Below are 18,760 nucleotides of genomic sequence, written 5' to 3' on the forward strand. Positions count from 1 at the left end.
GGGGAGATGCATCACGATGAGACGATCACGACTTTGGCTTGCCGCCGCTGTCCTTTGTGCTGGAAACTACGCGAGCGATGCATTCCTGTTCGCTGGTGAGCCAGTTCAGCAGCGTGTGCTTGAGCTCCACCGCACTCCGGAAGGTCGGGACTACGCAGCGATTGGCCTGCGTCTGCCCGAAAACCACATCCAGACTCCGGCACAACTCGCCATTCTGGTCGACACCTCGGCCAGTCAGCAGGGGGCGTTCCGCGAGCAGTCACTGAATGTGCTGCGGGAAATGCTCAGCCAGATCGGTGAAGAGACTGCTGTCGCCGTCTGGGCTGTCGATGTCGCTCAAGTCGCTCTGACCGACGGATTCGTCACTCTGACCGCCGAAAAGACCGATGAGATCCTGGCGAAGCTGGCCGACCGCATCCCGGCTGGTTCGACCGATCTGGCCGGAGCGATTGAAAACTCGCTCGACTCCATCGATACCGCCCAGTCTGCCCGCATTGTTTATCTGGGCGACGGCTACAGTGCTGCCCGTCTGATCTCTTCGGACGAAATGACCGAACTGGTCGACACGCTGGCTGACCGGCAGACGCCAATGATCAGCTATGCTCTGGGAGCCCAGAAAGATCTGGAAGTTCTCGGCGTGCTCGCACTTCGCAGCGGCGGCATCGTAGTGACCGACAACGGATCGCAGTCGGCTGAAGAGATTGCCGCCACGATCCAGGGCTCGGTCAACTCGGCTGTCTGGTATCCCTCGGAACTCTCAGTGACGGGTGATGTTTCCGTCCTGCCGAACGCTCCGCTGCCGGTTCGAGCCGATCGTGATACGATTTACCTCGGCAAGGTTGCTGACGAAGCCACGAGCTTCACCGTTTCTCTCAGCGATGGCAACAATCAGCTCGATGCCGAGTCGGCTGTCGCCAACCTGGAACAGGGACATGCCGCCTTGCGGGCTCTGTGGCTCCGGGCTGAAGAGAACAACGGACTCAGCATTCCGACTGCTGGCGTGGCCGTGCTGGACGAAGTTAAGTCTCAGTATGAAGTTCAGGTCGCGCGGATGCTGCAGGCGGCGAACACCGCTGCCAACAAGGGGCAGTTCGAAGAGTCTCAGAAGATTTCCCGGGCTCTGCTCCAGCTGGATCCGCGAAACAAAGCTGCTGCCAGGATTTTGAATGTCCAGCACGTCGCGCTGCTGCAGCAGGCCGTTCCCAGCGGGGACGATCAGGCTCCTCAGGGAGCTGTGGGTGTGCCGACTGAAAACACCGAAGAAGCTCCGGCGACTGTGCCTGACGGAACGATGACAATCGACCAGGCTCTGCAGAACCGTCCGGGAGCAACGCAGACCGCTCCTCCGCAGCGGACCATTGAAGACGACCTGATTGGTGACTATCGCGCCCGTCAGAAGGCCGCCGGCGAGAAACTCGCTCTGCAGGTCGAACGGGCCATTGAAGAAGCTCGTTCGATCGTCCAGGTCGATCCGGAAGCGGCGATCTCCATCATGAAGAACATTCAGGGCAATATCCGCATTGCCCAGGATATCGATCCCGAACTGCTTCAGAATCTCGATCGCCGTGTGGTCAGCGTCGCTCAACAGCTGCGAGCTCAGCGGGAACAGATTCGCAATCGTCGGATCCGCATTGAACAGGATCTGGCCGAACAGGAAGCTCGACGTCGTGTGATCGAATCGATGCAACTCGAAGAAGAACGTCTCGAACAATTGATCGATCAGGTCCGTGCTCTGCTCGACGATGGGTTCCACGGCGATCCGAGTGCTTATCCCGAAGCAGAAGCTGTCGCGGAAGCGGCTGTCCAGCTCGTCCCGTTCAGTGGAGCAGCCAACTCGGCTCGCTTTACCGCTGAAGCCGCCGGTCAGCTGGAAGACGCCCGCTACCTGCGACTGCTGCGAGCCGACCGGTTCCTCGAAACTCTGACCCAGGTCGAGTTCTCGCATGTGCCGTTCCCGGATGAACCGCCGATTCGTTGGCCGTCTGCTCCAGTCTGGAAGGCTCTGACGGAACGCCGCAGCATCTGGAAGTCGGTCGACCTTCGTGACGATTCGCCAGCCGAACGCCGCATCCGAGCCGCTCTCGAAGAAGAGACGGAACTGACGTTCGTCGATACCCCGCTGGCCGATGCTCTGAACATTATCGGCGAACTGCACAACATCACGATTCTCCTCGACGTCGTCACACTGGACGATGAAGGGATCTCATCGGATGAACCGGTCAACATCTTTATCTCCGGTATCAAGCTGAAGAGTGCTCTGAAGCTGATGCTTGAGCAGACGCCGACTCCGGTCGAGCTGACCTGGATCATCGAAGATGAAGTGATGAAGATCACGACATTGCTTAAGGCCGAAGAAGTCAACGAATTCCGCGTCTATCCGGTGACCGACCTGGTCATTCCCCCGCAGCCCCTGCAGGGTGGCGGCGGCGGTCTGGGCGGCGGCGTCGGTGGCGGCCAGATGGGCGGCCAGGGTGGCGGTCTTGGTGGCGGCGGCCTCGGTGGCGGCGGTGGCGGTCAGTTCGGTGGTGGCGGCTTCTTCAGCATCCCGCCGGCTGCTCTCTACGACGCAAAAAAAAACCAGTAGATCCTGAACACGATTGCGATCGTCGCGATTGTGAGCCAGAACATACGCAACGGATCGGGAAGGATTCTTCCCGGTCCGTTGTGTCGTTGAACAACCTCCTTCAGACCGGGCAGCTTCTCTCAACGCTGGCCGGTTTCACGATAGGGACCTCTGTTCTTCAGGGGGAAGAAGTCGATCCTCTCAAGGATCTCGACAGCCCTCCCTCGCGCGACGTCTGGAAGAACTACTTCTCCACATCCCACGAAGGAGCCGAAGTCCGTGAACTGATTCAGCGACTGCAGCGCGGTCGGCACTTTGATCACATCGTCGTCGCCCTCGAAGAAGCCTTGAGAGCCGGCAAGTCCGAGCCCTGGATGTACGAGGTGCTTGCGCTTTCGATGGAGATCGAAGGGCGTCCGGATGACGAAGTGAATCGCGTCCTGCTTTCGCTGACCGACTTCAACGCGACCGACGTTCCGAACCTGCTCGGCTCGGCGGCTTACCTCGTTCGACTTGGAGCCGAACAGCAGGCGTTGAACCTCTATCGGCAGGTCTCGCGACTTGAACCGACCCGACCGGAGCCTTATCTGCTCGGCATGCGTCTGGCAGAAAAACTGGATGACGTCGAAGCCGGAATCTGGGCGACGACAGGAATCCTCACCTACTACTGGTTCGATGGTTATCAGCAGCAGCACAATCGAGCCGTCAAACTTCTGTCGAATTGGAAACTCGCTGCCCGGCAACAGGAAAAGACGGAGCTCGCCGAGCGGATCGACAAGAATCTGCAACGGGCTCAGATCCGGGATCTCGAACTTCGGCTGACCTGGTCCGGTGATGCCGATCTGGATCTGATTGTCGCCGAGCCACTCGGAACAACCTGTTCGTTCGCGAATCCTCACACGGCTTCCGGAGGAGCCCTGCTTCATGAAGGAGCCGGCCCCAATCAGGCCGAATGCTACGAGCATTACGTCTGTGCATTTGGCGCCCCCGGGGCTTACGTCGTGACCGCTCAGTACAACTACGGCCGCGTCGTGGGCAATCGGGCGAAACTGGAAGTCATTCGCTATGCCGGGACGGATCACGAGCAACGGGATTTCGTAAATGTCGTGTTTGACCAACAGGCGAAGAAGTTCCGAATCTCGCTGCACCAGGGACGACGCACCGAGCAGACTCCGGTCTTTGAACCGGTCCGGGAATCGAGCGAGGCACGGCGAAAAACGACGGCGATCCTGCTGCACCGGTTGCGACAGGATCTGCGCTATCAGCCGCCTGCTCCGTTGAACCAGATCTCCCCCGCAGCGGCGGGAGCAGTCGGCTACTCACCGGTGATTGCCCCCGTCTCTTCGGGCGTCCGGCTCGATGCCACCGCCGTCGTATCGCCGGATCGACGCTATGTTCGCCTCGGCATGCAGCCGAGCATTACCAGCGTGACCGACGTCTTTACGTTCAGCTTCGCCAGCGGACAGTGACATTTGGATAAGGCCGGGCCAACTGCGTAGAATAGCTGCGGAGTTTAGCCCATGAGACACGGTTCCCATCTCGATCCCCCCAACCGCTTTGAGCGCGTCCACGTCGAACCCGATTTCGAGCATCTCGAATGGGATGTCGAGTATCTTAAGGAACGGGCGGATCGCAAGATTCAGTATCTCGCTGACTCCTCCCGGTCAATCGTTTCCGAGAACGACTCCCCCGACGTTCCGTTCCGGTTCAGCTTGAATCCTTACCGAGGCTGCGCACATGCCTGCCCGTACTGCTACGCCCGAAACTCTCATGAATATCTCGGGCTGAATGCCGGGCTGGATTTCGAGACTCGAATCTTCGTCAAACACGAGGCTCCGAAACTGTTGCGGGACTTTCTCAGTCGCGACCGATGGGTGCCGGAACCGATCATCTTTTCGGGCGTCACGGACTGCTATCAGCCGGCCGAGCGGAAGTTTCGACTGACTCGACAATGCCTTGAAGTCGCCAGTGACTGTCACCAGCCGGTCAGTATTATCACGAAGAATGCTCTCGTGCTGCGGGATCTCGACTTGCTGAGGGACATGGCGGCCCGCCGTCTCGTGCATGTGAATCTCTCGATCACGTCGCTCGATGTCGAACTGGCCCGCGTGATGGAGCCTCGCACGAGCATTCCGGCCGCTCGTCTGCGTGCCGTCGAGTCCCTGGCCAATGCGGGCGTCCCGGTCCGCGTTATGGTCGCGCCGCTGATTCCGGGGCTGAACGATCACGAAGCCGCGGGCATTCTCAAAGCGGCTCGAGACGCAGGCGCGGTTGATGCCCGCTATGTGCTCCTGCGACTTCCCTTGACCGTAGAGCCGGTTTTTCGCGAATGGCTCGAGAGAACGCAGCCGTTGAAAGCCGAGAAGGTGGAAAGCCTTGTCAGGCAGACTCGCAGCGGGAAGCTGAACGAATCGAACTGGGGCGAACGGATGGTCGGCAGCGGCGAGATTGCCAATCAGATCCGAACCATGTTCCAGGTCTTCCGCCAGAAGTATGGGTTTAGCAACCTGCCCGAACTCGATGTCACGCAGTTCGTGCCCCCCCAGCCGTCAAGCGGTCAACTTCGGCTGTTCTGATCCAGAATCCGACGGACTCGATACGGCCTGAGATCAGCCCGCTTTATTGGAAATGAAGTCGTTGGCTTTGCCGAGCGGGAGCTTGAGCGTGAAGCTGGTTCCTTCTCCCACGCGGCTGTCGACTCGGATACGGCCGCGATGAGCCTCGATAATCTGCCGGCAAAAGGCCAGACCGAGTCCGGTTCCCCCCTGACCGTGTTCGTCGGCCTTCTTGGTCGTGTAGAAGTTGTCGAAGATTTTTGGCAGCTGATCAGCCGGGATTCCGCTGCCGGTATCTTTGACCGCGACCAGAGCCCAGGGGCCTTCGCGATCGACGTCGACGGTGATCGTCAACGTGCCGCCTTCAGCCATCGCCTGACGAGCATTGATGATCAGGTTCAGGAGAATCTGCTGCAGCTGATTCGGGTTTACATCCGCATAGGCTTCTTCCGCGTAGTTCTTGACCAGCGAGACCCGGTGCTTCTGCAGATCTTTCTCGACCAGAACGAGGACGTCTTCGACCAGATGCGAAAGGCAATGCATCTCCCGGGCATCCGCCCGATGCCGTGCGTAGGACAGCATTCCGGTCGTGATTTTGGCCGCGCGCTGACCGGCCGCCAGAATCTTGTCGAAGGCCTTGTCGCGAGTCGCGTCGTCGCGATGCCGCAGCCCCATTTTGGCGTAGTTGATAACCGTCGTCAGGATGTTGTTGAACTCGTGCGTGATCGAAGAGGCCAGCACACCAACAGTGCTCATCTTCTCCAGTTGCAACATCAGCTTCTGCATTTCAGCGAGCTGATTCTCGAGTGCAGCGACCCGTTCCGGAGTGTTCTGGGAAGGCTCATCAGAAACAGATTGATTCGGGGCGTACATGGCGGCTGTCGATTCCTTTCTCTGCGCGGAGGAATCTTTCTGACAATTGCCGGGCTGGCAATCAGTCTTCGCCTGTGGGTGCTCTCCAGCAGCCAGAGCAGGCGCGCGAACTCCGCTGTTCTCGAAGATCGGCAGGGGCCCGCCAAAAACTTGTGGGAAGGCGCCCCGGTTTGAAAGTCACTCGTGAGAACGTGTCTGCTGCCCCGGTTAGGATTTCCCCGGAGGATGGGTAAACCAGAGAAACCGACATTCTCCGCAATTGAAAATTGTTCGCCACGTGGACAAGATGGAGCCTGCTGATGAGCGGCTCACTCCGTTCTCGTCTTCCGAAGTTCGCCAGCGATGCTCCAATCGAATTCCCACGGAGAGAACGATGACTGTGGCCCGTTCCGATGATTTATTCACGCCCCTCCCGGTCAAACCGACCGCTGAAGAACGGCTCGCTGAACTGAATCTCTCGCTGTCTCCCGAGATCGATTACGACATTGAATCGATGTTCCCGAAGACCGACGGCTGGGGCTGGAAAACCGAGATAAAACGGAAGGTCAAGCTGATCCAGCAGATCGAACCGGAACTGCGAGACTGTCTGCACGAGGGAGAACGCGTTCTCTATGTCGCCAAGGGAGTCCGCTACTCGTTTATGGAGTTCTATTTCATGGGACTCTGGGCTTCGATGATCAATCACACGCAGTTCGTGCTGACGAATCTCCGACTGGTGATGATTCACTGCAACTCGCGCGGGAAAGCCAAACGAACCTTCTGGATGCTGTATTACAGCCAGATCGAGAAGTTCAAGGGAACCTGGAACGGGATGCTGAACCTGAAACTCAAGGACGGGAAAAAGCTGTCCTTTTCCGGGTTCTCAAAATCCGATCGCAAAGAAATGCCGGCCATCTTTCAGAAGGCGCTCGATCGCTATCGGGCTTCCGGGTTCAATCCTGCGTCCTCGCAGTCGCTGGAGAACCTTTGTTCGTACTGCAAAGATCAGGTACCGGTGCAAACTCATACCTGTGACAACTGCGGAGCGACCTATTGGACTCCGTTTCAACTGGCCTGGCGAAGTTTTATTTTCCCGTCCTGGGGCGACTTTCTGATGGGACACACCTCGATAGCTGTTCTGGAGATGTTCGGCGGGATCATCACGTGGACCACCTTGCTGATCGGCATCAAACGGTGGGCGGAGACCGGCAATACCCTGCCGCTCGTGCTCACGTTCATCGCGTTCGTGATCGCGCATGGCGTTGATGCGATTATTACCGTTCGCATCGCGAAGAAAGGCCTGCATCCGAAAAATCTGCCGGAGCCGGCCTGACCAACAAAAAAGTGTGATGCCCGCGGAGGACATCACACCTGGAATCTATCAGATTCGATTCGTTGACTTTAGAACGCCTGAACTTCCGGCAGTGCCTGCGACATCTGCGGCTGCCAACCGAAACTCGGAGACGCTGAGAAGTTCCCCTGAGCCTGGAAGTCATGCTGAGGCATCATCCCGTCGAACGGTGAAGCCACCTGCGGAGCAGACATCGTGGTCTGCGGGGCCATCATCGCCTGGGGTGCCATCATCATCTGCTGATTCTGAGCGGTCCAGTCGAAAGTTGGCGGTGCGGCGACCTGATACTGCGGGTTCATTCCGGGCGTATTGTAGGGCATTCCGTAGCCGACTTGCGGAGCGGGCATCGGAGGAGCCCAGGCGGTTGTTGTCTGGGGATAGCCATTCATCTGCGGATAGCTGGCCATGTGCGGCTGAGCGGTCATCTGAGGATAACTCGCCATGCCTGGATCCATCGGCATCATCGGGGCGGCTGCCATCTGCGGAGCACCACCCATCATCGGAGCGTTCCAGGCGGCAATCTGAGCACCCTGCGTTTCCCAGGGGGCGGCTCCGGCGGGAACGCCAGCCATCCGCGTGGGAGCCTGCTGGTTCTTCAGGTTCGGATATCGTTCTTCAAGACCGGCGAGGCGCGACTGGACCTGATACCGACTCGGATCGGAAATCACGGCTCGTTCATACATGGCCATCGCTTCCTGCGGACGGCCCTGAGCTTCGTAGACCTGGCCCAGCTGAGCGATAGCGTGATCGTGCCGTGGATTGATTCGCAGAGCCTGCATCAGAGAGCCTTCCGCGGCCTGATAGTTGCCATTCTTCTGCTGCAACCAGGCCATTTCAACCTGAGCTTCCGCCGAATAGGGCTGAGCTCCGGCCCATGTGGTCAGCATCTGTTCGGCTTCTCCGACACGGCCCTGTTCGACCATCATCGCCGCCAGACCGTGATACGACGGCTGGTGGGAGGGATCGATACTGATGGCCTGACGGTAGATTTGTTCGGCCTGCATGTATTCGCCCCGCTTGGCGTTCGCAGCCGCGAGGTTATACAGATAGTGCGGGTTGGTCGGGTCTTCGACGACCGCCTTGTGAAATTCACGAGCGGCCATTGTGTAGTTACCACGCTGGTAATAGGCTTGGCCCGACTCATTCATTACAAACCCGGTCATTCTCGTGCAGCCGCACAGGCTGAAGAGAGCAGCCGTCGAGAGGACGGTACCGGCAATGAGTCCAAGACGATTAAGGCAGGAGATCATGGAGGAACCTCACTTCGATCGACCCGGGATCCGGGCCTGTCGAGTCGCTGGAGATGACTGCTGAGGAACAGCCAAGGGGAAATGATTGAAAGGAGGAGGGTGCGGCGGAGTGGAATGGTGCCGCGACTTGATTTCAACAAAAAATAGCGATCCCCAATTTTTCCCTCAAGATGAATGCGAATTCGGCCGAAAAGCTCCGGAAGCTGGTAAAGTTTGCAATCCCGGTCGCCGGCGTGCATGGGAATGGGTGTTATTTCCCGACGGTTTCTGCTACGCTCGTCGTTTCGAACCGTTCCATACGGTCTGGATCCGTGCGCCGTCACGGTGATTCATATGACAATATTCGCTTTGTCTTTACCGACGAAGTCCCCCGAAACATTCAGGAAAAAACTGAGAGGAGGTGAATTGCGTGGTTAAATTGCGTCTCCGCGAAGGAGAAAATGTCAACGACGCCGTCAAGCGTTTCCGGAAGCTGGTTGAACACAGCGGAATTAAGAAGGAAATGCGTCGCCGGGAATACTACGAGAAGCCCAGCGAAACCAAGCGACGTGCACGTCGTCGGGCAGAACGCCGCGAGCAAATTAACCGACGCGCACGCTAGTTCGCGACTGATTCGATAACTCATCGAATTGCGAACCAGCTCACACTCTCAGAGTGAGGAATCGACCCCCTGGGTTCATTCCTGCGGAAGGAACGAAAAAGGCGCTGACTGAACAGTCAGTGCCTTTTTTATGCGCCCGCTGAACCTGCTGAGCAGCTGGCTTCACAGGGGAAACCATTCCGTCCGTCCAGAACGCGGAGTTCGAGCGGTCCGCTTTAATAGAAAAAGCACGCCCCGGATTAAGGCGTGCTTTTTGAGTTCTACGAGCGTTGAAGGGCCGGCAAAGAACAGTTTACGTCACTGAAGGCCGCTCCTCTTACGCGGAACCTGATCTAGAAATCCTGGATCTGCTCGTTCCCGTTGCGGGTGGCCAGATTGCCAAAGATTGTGCGATCAATTGATTTCGAGATGTCGCGGGTTGAGCCGTCGCACATCGAGAAGACCACGATCCCGTCGTGCCAGCTGCCGAAGGTGAAGATCGGGCTGAGATAATTGGAATCATCATAATCGGCCAGCAGATCGTCGATCTGCCGAGTGGAATCATTCTGGTGGGGTACGGCACTACAGCAGGAAGCTCCATCACCCCAAAAACCGAACAGAGAATCGCCCACCATCAGCGTCGTTGTCATTCCATCCGAGATGTCCCGGTCGGTGACAGCACTGTTCCGGAAGAGAACGCCATTGTTGATTGATCCGCCGCTGGAACTTCCAGGAGCAGGCGTCCGGCCGGCCACGCCGCGATAAGACGAGAAGCCGAAACCTTCCGGTCGCGTATTCGGGAGCACGGCACTCGGGCAGATGAAGGAATCCATCTGAATCCGCACGGCCGTCTGGTTCTTCTGATTCCAGTTCAGGGCGGAGTCAAACTTCAGCTGACGAGTTTCCGCACCGGCGGCCACTTCCGCATCCAGTTCAGGCAGCATTAACGCCATCCACGACCAGAGGTTGTCGTACCACCAGTGATCAACGGTGTACTGCGGGTTGGACTCCAGATTGAAAACAATCGGATTGGCCTGGAAGTTGAGCGGATACTTTGTATTGAGCGTGAGTTCGAACGCGACGTAATTGATGTTCGTCCCGTCGATGAATCCGTCGCCGTCGACGTCTTCATTGACATCCTGGATTCCGTTGCTGTTCACATCGCCCGGTTCCGGTCGGATGTACCCTGACGGGAAGCACTTGTGTGAATCGAGATAGTTGTGTGCGGCCAGCACAATCTGGTGCAGGTTGTTGCGGCAAGCGGTGCGGCGAGCGGCTTCGCGGGCACGCTGGACGGCCGGCAGCAGCAGGGCGACCAGAACGCCGATAATGGCGATCACAACGAGCAGTTCAACAAGCGTGAAGCCGCGTCGTTTGGTAATAGTTGGGGCGTGCAGCGGCACCATAAGATATCTCCATGGAGGGTCCACAGGCCCCGCTAAAACAAGGCTCATGAACTGCGTACGATAGGGTCTCGAGACTGATTTACATTATCAGGAGCGGTCGACGAATGCAAATTGCCCAATGGATGATCGGAGAAATCTGAACACCTTGCCGAAACGGACCGGTCCTCTCTTAAACGTCTACTGATCCGAAATTCTACAACGCCTTTCGCCGAATCGAGCCGCCTGCTCATGATCTCTCGCCTTCTCTTGAGAGATTCTCCGGCAGTGCCGGGAAAATGCGGAGGATGCCGCGTGTATTTTCGGAAAATTCGGCCCAACTTGCCCGGCTTTCTGCAGTTTCCCCCTTCGAAAGACGATGTAGACAAAAACAGGTGCCATCGATGAGCCACGATTGAACGACAGCAGGCCGGTTTTCTTCTGGAAAGGTATTCCTGGTCCGGAGACCCCGCGATGAGTCACGTCGGCTTCAATTCACTCAATCCCGCTATCCTGGCCAGCTCGGTCAGTGGAGGGCAGCAGGTCCGTTCTGGTCGCAACGAAGCGGCGCAGGCCAGTTCTGGACAGGATTTTCGCAGCACCATCGAAGCACTGAACAGTCGTCAGTCGGGCGATGTCAGTGAAGCCTCGCTGGAGTCCGACCGCGATGCCGATGGCCGCGAAGCGTTAGGCGGAGAAGACGAATCGACCGATCAGCACGAAGCGGCTTTGAAGAACCTGGAACGACTGCATGATTCGCGGCGTTGTCCCGACGCTGAACAGATCTGCGGCAACATTCTTGATCTCGATGGGTAACAGATTCGCACCAATACCGGTGGCTTCCTGCTTAACGTCGAGCGAAACTCCTTGCAGATTCTCAGGTTCTGCGGATCCCTGCGTCCCCGGGCGAGAAGTCGATCTTGCTGCAAAGAGCCCATCACGAGTACAGTCCGGCCGATTTCGCAGGAAGCGTTTTTCTATATCGGCCAGGACATGCTGCAGCGACTGCACAGATGGGTTTCCCCGGGGTTGGGAATCGACCTGGGAACAGCGAACACTCTGATCGCGGTTCTGGGGACCGGTATTGTCGTGAATGAACCGTCGGTGGTCGCTCTCGCCCGCGACTCCCGACGGATTCTCGGTCGCGGAACCGCCGTCGGGAAGCTGGCTCGTCAGATGCTCGGCCGGACCCCGGACACAATTTCCGCTGTTCGCCCTCTTTCTGAAGGGGTCATTACCGACTTCAAACTCTGCGAAGCGATGCTCAAGTACTTCGTTCGCAAAGCGATTGGCAACGGCCGAGCTCTGCGTCCCCGTACGGTTATCGCGGTCCCCGGACGAATTTCGCCCGTCGAAAAACGGGCCGTCTTTCACAGCGCCGAGCGGTCTGGAGCCGGGAAGGTTTACCTCATCGAAGAGCCGCGGGCTGCGGCCATCGGAGCTGGTATGCCGATCTCGGAGCCGATTGCGTCCATGGTCTGCGATCTGGGAGGCGGCACGACCGAAGCGGCGGTATTAAGCCTGGGAGACATTGTCGTCAGCAAGTCCTCCCGAGTCGCCGGCGAGCATTTTGATCAGGCGATCGTCGATTACCTGCGAAGACAATACTCACTCCGGATCGGCCTTCAGACAGCCGAACAGGTGAAGATCGATCTGGGATCGGCATGGCGACTGTCGCACGAACATGCGATGGAAGTCCGCGGGCTCGACCTGGTCAGTGGCGTGCCCCGCAAGGCGATCGTGACCAGCGAAGAAATCCGCGAAGTGATGCTGCGAACTCTGGAAGAGATTGGCGCGTGTCTTCGCGAGACAATCGAACAATGTCCACCGGAGTTGATTTCGGACCTCGCGCAGACCGGCCTCGTTCTCACCGGCGGCGGTGCCCTGATCCGCGGAATTGACCAGTATTTGCGCGAGTACCTGGGGATCCCGGTCCGCATCGATGACGATCCGACCACAACAGTCGCTCGCGGCACTGCGATCTGTCTCGAACATCTCTCGCAGTGGAAACACGTGCTGATGTCGGACAGTGGAAACCTTTGAGTCGCTGTTGCTCTCTGGAACGTTCGAGGCCATGAATTATCGCAATCAGACACGAGCGACTCTGGTGCTCATTGGCTGGATGATTCTCGGCTGCGCGGCCGCAGCTCTGCCGGAGAGCTCACGGGTTCAATTGCGAATGAAGCTGCGCGATCTGTCCGCGCCAATCGTTAACCGAATACCGGAAATCCAATGGCCGTCCAGCATAGGACGCGTTCTTGTATCGACCTCAACTGAGGCCAGGTCGGTTGAAGAAGGTGCAACGTTCGATGCTTCCGCGACTGAGGAGATCTCCCGGCTCGAACGGAAGTTGATCGCCATGCAGGCAGCCTTACAAGCTGGAGAACACTCCTTGCCGGCTGAGGCTTCCGAGCGACTGTTTCGACCACGTCTCGTAGCCGCCCGGAGGCTTTCGGGTGAGATGGAACAGCAGTGGAGAAGCGGAAAATGGCTCGACGCTGGTGAGAACCGGCAACTTCAGGAACGGGACTGGATTCTGAAATCGGAAGACTCGCTGATCGACCTCGGAGCCGATCACGAGGTTCGCCCCGATGACCTGGTGCTGGCCGGCCGCGTGATTGTCGGTCAGATTGAGCAGGTCGGGCGCTGGAGCAGTTCCTTCCGCGAAGTCAACGATCCGGAGTTCCGCTGCCCCGTAGCGGTAATGAAACTCGATGGCGAAGTCTGGCGGAACGTGGGCATCGGAAGTCTGCACGGGACTGGTGCCGAGTATTGCGATCTCAAATATGTCGAGAACACCGCGCCCGTCGCGGCTGGTGACTACATCGTCCTGCACGACCGCGAATCGAGTTGGGACCAGCCCCTCGTGCTCGGAAAGATTGCCGCGGCGAAAGTAAAGGGAAACAGCCCGTTCTGGGAGATCGAGGTGGATCCCGCCGCTCGGCTCGAAACGGTTCGCGATGTCTTTGTCCTCTCCGAACAGGTTTCTCCGGCTCGCCTCGCCACAGCGGATTCAGCGGGTGACGCGGGCAGTCCGCAAGGGAAGGGGGGACCATGAAACGGACCCTGCAGATTCTGATTCATCTGGCGATCGTCTTGCCAGTAATGGCAGTCGCAGCCGTTGTCGAGATCCGCGGAGAATCAGTCGGCTTACTTCAGAACATTCTGTTGCCCTTGCTGGCGACGGGAATTTGCCTGCAACAGCCCTCAGGGGTCATCGCGGCCGTGTTCGTCGGCATCGGTCTGGTCGGCGAAGCCTGTGGTTCGCTTCCAATCGGAACAAGTGCCGTCTCCAGCGCAATGGGCGGCCTGATCTGCCTGAATGTCCTGCGAGAACAGCGAATCCCGTGGATCTGGCGGGGAACCCTGAATGTTTTTTGCGTTTGCGGCGTGCAGGTTCTGATCGGCGAACTGGCGACCGCGATTCGCTCCAGCGGGGGCAAGGCCATCGTGCCGGCGTTTCAGCACGCCATTCAACTTGCCGCGATCGCCGCCGGACTCTGGTTGCTGGTCACGATTCTGGTCGCGGGCGTATCAGCGGCCTTGTCGTTCCCGATGAACCGCCGGACGGAAATCGAACTCCGATAGCTCGCGCCCAGTGCAGATTCCAAAGAAGAAAGGCCACGGAAGAATCCGTGGCCTTTGCTGTTCTGAAGTCAGAGAGGACTAATTCCTCTTCGGACCTTCGTTAACCGGGACATCGCAGGCGATGTCGCACTGGTCGTTATCGCAGTCATCGGTTTCGTCCTGGAAGGCGGAACCGCGAGTGTAAGCAGCGAAACCACCACCGAAGTCTTTTGACTTGGAGAAACCAGTGTACCAGTAGGACTGATTCAGGCTGCCGATCGCATCCCCAACATCGTTGAGTTCGGCGACAACAGCGTGCTGAATGGAGCTCAGCCCCACAATCAGACCGATCACGAGCAGTGTCGCGATCAGCACGAGTTCAGCCGAGACGATGAAGCCGGCTTCGTCTTTCAGCAGTGCGTTAAACATTGAGAATTCCTTGCGTGAGATTGTTGGAACGTGCAATAACTTTCGGACCCGCCGCCGGCCAAAGCGGCTCGCAGACAGATTCACTTCACGAATTGATCGTTTTCGGGCTCGTGAAAACGGAGGTTTCGAAAGTGCGTATGAATACGAAAGAGTCCAACGAGAATCTGTCGGCCAAAACAGAATCTCCTTCGACTGCTGCAGCTCTCGGTACCGTGCGACAAGGGCGGCTCCATCCCAGAGTCGACTGATGCCGAGAATCACCTGCGAATGTTGCACAAATTCAACATTTCGGCAAGTCCGCTCATCCTATCAGAGGAACCAGACTGATTAACAAGCAGAATCTCCCCATTTTACGCATTTTTCTCAGAACGTCTCGGATCGGGAATCATCCTCATTGACCGAAAACCCGGCCGGTTCAGCGTGGGAACTCGCATTCGCTCCACTTCGTCGAGGCGAAAAAATAGCCAGGGTCATGAAACTGCTTCAAGACCCTGGCCGATTCAAGTCAGGAGAACCTGATCAAACTAGTTGAACTTCTTCTTGCCTTCGGCCATCGGAACATCGCAAGCCAGATCGCACTGATCGTTGTCGCAATCGTCCTGCTGGTCGTTGTACTGAGAGCCGCGGGTGTAAGCCTTCGGCTGGTTGCCGACCTGCTTTGCAGCCGAGAATCCGGTGTACATGTAGGACTGGTTGACTTCGCCGATGGCGTCGCCAACATCGTTCAGTTCAGCAACAACAGCGTGCTGAATGGAGCTCAGACCGACGATCAGACCGATCACCAGCAGGGTGGCGACCAGAACGAGTTCAGCCGAAACGATGAAACCAGCTTCGTCATTAAGCAGTGCTTTAATCATGAGGGGTTACCTTAATCTGTTGAGATTTCGATTTTGTGAAACTTTTTAGACTTGGTGCACTTCATGACTCAGTGCCTTGCGAATTTGCGGCTGGAAGCCGGAGTCTCACTGGGGCGCCGAACCTTTGCCCCGACAGATGAGTAATGACGTGCGACTCACTTTTTTTTCCGGTGTCCGCTGGCCAGAACAGAAACCGAAACCTTCTTCGCTGCAGCGACGGGAAACCGTTTGAACGAAGCCAAAACGGCCATCCATTGGCTTCCCGTGCCTCCGACCGTGTTGCAGAAAAGCAACGTTGTCGGACAACGGGTAGGAACATAATCGAAGGTGAACTTAAGGCAATATCCAATTTTACCGATCTTTCCTATTTTATCCAAATTTACCGATATTGTCGGTGAGAATGCCAATTGACAAGCAGAAAAGACGTGATCCAAACCCCCGAAAATGGCGTCCTGGTGCAGGAAATACTGACCCGCTGCACGGGATATCTCGATCAGATTTCGTCCCATTCCCTGCAGCCATACCGGGGCTGCAGTTTTGGCCGATCTCTTTGTGGAGTCGGGTGTTACGTCCAGCACAACTTTTTCGTCACCCGGGGGCGCCCCTGGGGGAGTTTCCTGGAGATCCGCCGCAATGCGGCTGAGGTTTATCTGCGGACGGTCGAGCGTGAACGTCGCTGGGCGAGCCGCCAGGAAAAAAAGTTTTCAGTTTTCTGCTCCAGTTCCACCGACCCCTTCGTTCCGCAGGAACGGAAGTCCGGCATCACTCGATCGGTCCTGATGGCGATGATGGAGCAGCCTCCGGAGGAATTGATCCTGCAGACCCACTCCGCCGATGTGGCCCGAGAGGGTCCGCTGCTCGCTCAGTTGCGGGAGCGAACGAAAGTTCGCGTGCATGTGTCGATCGAATCAGACCGAGAGACTCTGCCGTCATTACCGCCCCCGGCGGCTTCGGTGGAGCGGCGGCTGGAAGCCTGCCGACAACTCACGCAGGCCGGCATTCGCGTTCTTGTGACCGTGGCTCCGTTGCTGCCGATCAAGCATCCCGAGAAATTCTTTGAACGAATCGCCGCCGTCGCGGATGGGGTGATCATCGATCACTTCATCGAAGGGGACGGCAGCCCGACCGGACAGCGGACCCGTAAAACGCCGCTGGTGGAAGCGATGCGAGCCGTCGATCCCGCGTCCGTGGAACTAGACTATCGGGATCGCATGGTCGAAATCGCCCGCCAGGTTTTACCGGGAAGAGTGGGTGTCGGTCAGGACGGCTTTGCCGATCGTCTGTTTTGATCGATCCACGAGGTTTTCGGGTCGACGCGGACTCTCGTTGCATACAATAAATCGAGTTTCGTCTGCCGGGAGTGCTTCATGTCCGACCGTTTCCAATCCGATCTCCTCAGCCGCGTTCGTCAGGGCGACGAATCAGCCTGGCGGCACGTGATTGAAACCTATGAAGGGCGATTACAGGCCTTCGCGATCAGCAGGCTGGGAGACGCGGCTCTGGCGGAAGATGTGGTCCAGGAAACGTTCGTCGGCTTTCTGACCGGACTCCCGAACTACGATGAAGAACGGACCGCGCTGGAGTCATTCCTGTTCCGCATTGCCGCCTACAAGATTACCGATGTTCTGAGACGGCAGGGGCGTCGACAGACCTTCGCCATGACCGAGGGGGGACCGGAACTCAGCGGAGGAGCCCGCAAAGCATCCAGCATGGCCCGCAGCCGAGAAGGAGCTCAACAGAAGAAGCGACATCTGGAAGAGACGTTGCGGGACCAGATCCGCTCCTGGATTCAGGAAGCACAATACGAGCGGCTGCAGTGTTGTGAGTTGCTGTTTGTCCGTGGCTGGCCGAACAAGGTGGTGGCCGAGTCGTTGGATCTGACCGAGCAGCAGGTCGCCAACCATAAGCAGGCGCTGTTGCAGAAACTGAAAAAGCACGATCTTCCAGAACTGGCGCAGTGAGCGGGAACAGCTGCTCGCGTTAGACCAATGCCCTCCCGATAATGTACAGTACCAGATGCTTTGGCACTCGACCTAGAATCGTGCTGAACTGGAATCCTCGGAAGCGGATTCCGCGACACCAACGAGGCTTCCGGAAAGTATGACACGATGATTTCACCGGACGACGAACAATACGAAGACGACCAGAACTTTGACAGCGTGGAATCGGCTCTTGCAGCCATCCGCGAGGGAAAGGCGGTCATCGTCGTTGATGCCCGGGATCGGGAAAACGAAGGCGACTTCATCTGCGCCGCGGAAACGATCACGCCGGAACTGGTCAACCTGATGCTTCGGCATGGGGCAGGCGTGCTCTGCGTTCCGCTTGTGGACGATGTGGCTCATCGGCTGCATTTGAGTTTCGCAGCCGGGCAGGACCCGAACACGAGTCCTCATCACACCAACTTTCTGGTCCAGGTCGACCACCGCGACGCTGGGACCGGCGTCAGCGCGGAAAACCGCGCGCGAACGATTCGGGCCCTGGCCGATCCCCATTCGGAACCGGCTCACTTCGTCCGTCCCGGGCACATTTCGCCTCTCCTCGCCAAAGAAGGAGGCGTGTTGCGACGGGCCGGGCACACTGAAGCCACCATCGATCTGATGCGTCTGGCCGGCATGCGTCCCGTGGGAGCGCTGATCGAAATTCTGAGTCCGACCGGATCCGGCATGGCGACGTTGCCGGAGCTTCGTCAGATTGCCGAGCAGTTCGAACTGCCGCTGATTTCGATTTCGCAGCTGATCCACTACAGACGTCAGCGGGAGCAGCTGATTCACCGTGTCGCCGAGGTGCCGATCAAGACCCGAGACTTCGGCACGCCGACCTTCATCGGCTACAAAGTCGATCATGAAGACCAGGAGCCGCTGGCCATGGTCTGGGGAGACCTGCAGTCGGTCGAAGCTCCGCTGATTCGCATGCATTCGTCCTGTTTCACCGGCGACATCGTGGGCTCGCTCCGCTGCGACTGCGGCGACCAGCTGCACATGGCGATGTCGATGATCGTCAACGAAGGAGCGGGCGCGGTTGTTTATCTCCCGCAGGAAGGCCGCGGCATCGGGCTGAACGCCAAACTGCAGGCCTATCAGCTGCAGGACCAGGGATACGACACGGTCGAAGCCAATGTCCAGCTCGGCTACAAGCCAGACCTTCGCGACTTCATGGTCGGCCTGCAGATTCTGAAAGACTTGGGACTGAAGAAGATCCGTCTGCTGACGAATAACCCGAAGAAGACCGAATCGTTCCAGAAGTGGGTCGATCTGGTCGTCGTCGAACAGCTGCCGATTATCGCCCCGCCGGACGAGAACCGCGCCAAATACCTGGCAACCAAACGCGACAAAATGGGACACCGACTTCCACTGCAGTAGACCGGCAGTGACGTG

17 protein-coding genes are annotated in these 18,760 nt (G+C 57.9%); 12 read left to right on the top strand and 5 right to left on the bottom strand.

Going from position 1 to position 18,760, the window contains the following annotated elements; all coding sequences use genetic code 11:
- Positions 1 to 16 precede the first annotated feature (16 nt).
- The 3 genes from L1A08_RS12565 (at position 17) to L1A08_RS12575 (ending at position 5,139) form a co-directional block, all read left to right on the top strand.
- Positions 17 to 2,584 carry a hypothetical protein gene (locus tag L1A08_RS12565; protein ID WP_238756754.1) on the top strand — a complete coding sequence of 856 codons (2,568 nt, stop codon included), beginning with the start codon at positions 17 to 19 and terminating at the stop codon, positions 2,582 to 2,584.
- Between the two features lie 86 nt (positions 2,585 to 2,670).
- Positions 2,671 to 4,032, top strand: a complete 1,362-nt coding sequence (locus L1A08_RS12570) for a tetratricopeptide repeat protein (protein ID WP_238756755.1) — start codon at positions 2,671 to 2,673, stop codon at positions 4,030 to 4,032.
- 51 nt (positions 4,033 to 4,083) lie between these two features.
- Positions 4,084 to 5,139 (top strand): PA0069 family radical SAM protein, encoded by a 1,056-nt coding sequence (locus tag L1A08_RS12575; RefSeq protein ID WP_238756756.1) that lies wholly within the window; start codon positions 4,084 to 4,086, stop codon positions 5,137 to 5,139.
- A gap of 33 nt (positions 5,140 to 5,172) precedes the next feature.
- Here L1A08_RS12575 and L1A08_RS12580 read toward each other — a convergent pair whose 3' ends face one another.
- Positions 5,173 to 5,991, bottom strand: coding sequence for a sensor histidine kinase (locus L1A08_RS12580; protein WP_238756757.1), 819 nt, complete (start codon positions 5,989 to 5,991; stop codon positions 5,173 to 5,175).
- Positions 5,992 to 6,364: 373 nt separating this feature from the next.
- On the opposite strand from L1A08_RS12580, the gene L1A08_RS12585 reads away from it, so the two are divergent.
- Entirely contained in the window at positions 6,365 to 7,303 is a 939-nt protein-coding gene (locus tag L1A08_RS12585; protein ID WP_238756758.1) for a hypothetical protein, read from the top strand.
- Positions 7,304 to 7,371: 68 nt separating this feature from the next.
- On the opposite strand, the gene L1A08_RS12590 is transcribed toward L1A08_RS12585, so the two are convergent.
- Positions 7,372 to 8,571 (bottom strand): tetratricopeptide repeat protein, encoded by a 1,200-nt coding sequence (locus tag L1A08_RS12590; RefSeq protein ID WP_238756759.1) that lies wholly within the window; start codon positions 8,569 to 8,571, stop codon positions 7,372 to 7,374.
- A 409-nt stretch (positions 8,572 to 8,980) separates the two neighbouring features.
- Here L1A08_RS12590 and rpsU point away from each other — a divergent pair, with 409 nt between their 5' ends.
- On the top strand, positions 8,981 to 9,172 hold the full coding sequence (gene rpsU, locus L1A08_RS12595; protein ID WP_238756760.1) for a 30S ribosomal protein S21: 192 nt from the start codon (positions 8,981 to 8,983) through the stop codon (positions 9,170 to 9,172).
- Positions 9,173 to 9,504: 332 nt separating this feature from the next.
- Here the strand turns inward: rpsU and L1A08_RS12600 are convergent, their stop codons facing one another.
- Positions 9,505 to 10,557 carry a DUF1559 family PulG-like putative transporter gene (locus L1A08_RS12600; RefSeq protein ID WP_238756761.1) on the bottom strand — a complete coding sequence of 351 codons (1,053 nt, stop codon included), beginning with the start codon at positions 10,555 to 10,557 and terminating at the stop codon, positions 9,505 to 9,507.
- 450 nt (positions 10,558 to 11,007) lie between these two features.
- Here L1A08_RS12600 and L1A08_RS12605 point away from each other — a divergent pair, with 450 nt between their 5' ends.
- The 4 genes from L1A08_RS12605 (at position 11,008) to L1A08_RS12620 (ending at position 14,121) form a co-directional block, all read left to right on the top strand.
- Positions 11,008 to 11,349 carry a hypothetical protein gene (locus L1A08_RS12605; protein ID WP_238756762.1) on the top strand — a complete coding sequence of 114 codons (342 nt, stop codon included), beginning with the start codon at positions 11,008 to 11,010 and terminating at the stop codon, positions 11,347 to 11,349.
- Positions 11,350 to 11,526: 177 nt separating this feature from the next.
- Positions 11,527 to 12,576: a rod shape-determining protein gene (mreB, locus tag L1A08_RS12610; RefSeq protein WP_238756763.1), complete on the top strand. Its 1,050-nt coding sequence runs from the start codon at positions 11,527 to 11,529 to the stop codon at positions 12,574 to 12,576.
- Between the two features lie 31 nt (positions 12,577 to 12,607).
- Positions 12,608 to 13,591 (top strand): rod shape-determining protein MreC, encoded by a 984-nt coding sequence (locus L1A08_RS12615; RefSeq protein WP_238756764.1) that lies wholly within the window; start codon positions 12,608 to 12,610, stop codon positions 13,589 to 13,591.
- On the top strand, positions 13,588 to 14,121 hold the full coding sequence (locus tag L1A08_RS12620; RefSeq protein WP_238756765.1) for a hypothetical protein: 534 nt from the start codon (positions 13,588 to 13,590) through the stop codon (positions 14,119 to 14,121). The genes L1A08_RS12615 and L1A08_RS12620 overlap by 4 nt, the downstream gene beginning before the upstream one ends.
- A 78-nt stretch (positions 14,122 to 14,199) precedes the next feature.
- Here the strand turns inward: L1A08_RS12620 and L1A08_RS12625 are convergent, their stop codons facing one another.
- The gene (locus L1A08_RS12625; protein WP_238756766.1) at positions 14,200 to 14,529 is read right to left on the bottom strand and encodes a hypothetical protein; all 330 of its coding nucleotides are present in this window, start codon (positions 14,527 to 14,529) and stop codon (positions 14,200 to 14,202) included.
- A gap of 524 nt (positions 14,530 to 15,053) precedes the next feature.
- The gene (locus L1A08_RS12630; RefSeq protein ID WP_238756767.1) at positions 15,054 to 15,386 is read right to left on the bottom strand and encodes a hypothetical protein; all 333 of its coding nucleotides are present in this window, start codon (positions 15,384 to 15,386) and stop codon (positions 15,054 to 15,056) included.
- Positions 15,387 to 15,811: 425 nt separating this feature from the next.
- Here L1A08_RS12630 and L1A08_RS12635 point away from each other — a divergent pair, with 425 nt between their 5' ends.
- From L1A08_RS12635 to ribA, 3 genes are all read left to right on the top strand, one after another.
- The gene (locus L1A08_RS12635) at positions 15,812 to 16,675 is read left to right on the top strand and encodes a radical SAM protein (RefSeq protein WP_238756768.1); all 864 of its coding nucleotides are present in this window, start codon (positions 15,812 to 15,814) and stop codon (positions 16,673 to 16,675) included.
- Positions 16,676 to 16,753: 78 nt separating this feature from the next.
- The gene (locus tag L1A08_RS12640; protein WP_238756769.1) at positions 16,754 to 17,347 is read left to right on the top strand and encodes an RNA polymerase sigma factor; all 594 of its coding nucleotides are present in this window, start codon (positions 16,754 to 16,756) and stop codon (positions 17,345 to 17,347) included.
- A 147-nt stretch (positions 17,348 to 17,494) separates the two neighbouring features.
- Positions 17,495 to 18,745, top strand: coding sequence for a GTP cyclohydrolase II (gene ribA, locus L1A08_RS12645; RefSeq protein ID WP_238756770.1), 1,251 nt, complete (start codon positions 17,495 to 17,497; stop codon positions 18,743 to 18,745).
- Positions 18,746 to 18,760: the final 15 nt, after the last annotated feature.

Source organism: Rubinisphaera margarita (genome assembly GCF_022267515.1).
GTDB lineage: Bacteria > Planctomycetota > Planctomycetia > Planctomycetales > Planctomycetaceae > Rubinisphaera > Rubinisphaera margarita.

Coding starts and splice junctions, on each gene's coding strand:
- L1A08_RS12620 (WP_238756765.1), top strand. CDS start 13,588: ATGAAACGGACCCTGCAGATTCTGATTCATCTGGCGATCGTCTTGCCA.
- L1A08_RS12640 (WP_238756769.1), top strand. CDS start 16,754: ATGTCCGACCGTTTCCAATCCGATCTCCTCAGCCGCGTTCGTCAGGGC.
- L1A08_RS12565 (WP_238756754.1), top strand. CDS start 17: ATGAGACGATCACGACTTTGGCTTGCCGCCGCTGTCCTTTGTGCTGGA.
- L1A08_RS12605 (WP_238756762.1), top strand. CDS start 11,008: ATGAGTCACGTCGGCTTCAATTCACTCAATCCCGCTATCCTGGCCAGC.
- L1A08_RS12600 (WP_238756761.1), bottom strand. CDS start 10,557: ATGGTGCCGCTGCACGCCCCAACTATTACCAAACGACGCGGCTTCACG.
- L1A08_RS12625 (WP_238756766.1), bottom strand. CDS start 14,529: ATGTTTAACGCACTGCTGAAAGACGAAGCCGGCTTCATCGTCTCGGCT.
- L1A08_RS12580 (WP_238756757.1), bottom strand. CDS start 5,991: ATGTACGCCCCGAATCAATCTGTTTCTGATGAGCCTTCCCAGAACACT.
- L1A08_RS12615 (WP_238756764.1), top strand. CDS start 12,608: ATGAATTATCGCAATCAGACACGAGCGACTCTGGTGCTCATTGGCTGG.
- L1A08_RS12575 (WP_238756756.1), top strand. CDS start 4,084: ATGAGACACGGTTCCCATCTCGATCCCCCCAACCGCTTTGAGCGCGTC.
- L1A08_RS12590 (WP_238756759.1), bottom strand. CDS start 8,571: ATGATCTCCTGCCTTAATCGTCTTGGACTCATTGCCGGTACCGTCCTC.
- ribA (WP_238756770.1), top strand. CDS start 17,495: ATGATTTCACCGGACGACGAACAATACGAAGACGACCAGAACTTTGAC.
- mreB (WP_238756763.1), top strand. CDS start 11,527: ATGCTGCAGCGACTGCACAGATGGGTTTCCCCGGGGTTGGGAATCGAC.
- L1A08_RS12585 (WP_238756758.1), top strand. CDS start 6,365: ATGACTGTGGCCCGTTCCGATGATTTATTCACGCCCCTCCCGGTCAAA.
- L1A08_RS12630 (WP_238756767.1), bottom strand. CDS start 15,386: ATGATTAAAGCACTGCTTAATGACGAAGCTGGTTTCATCGTTTCGGCT.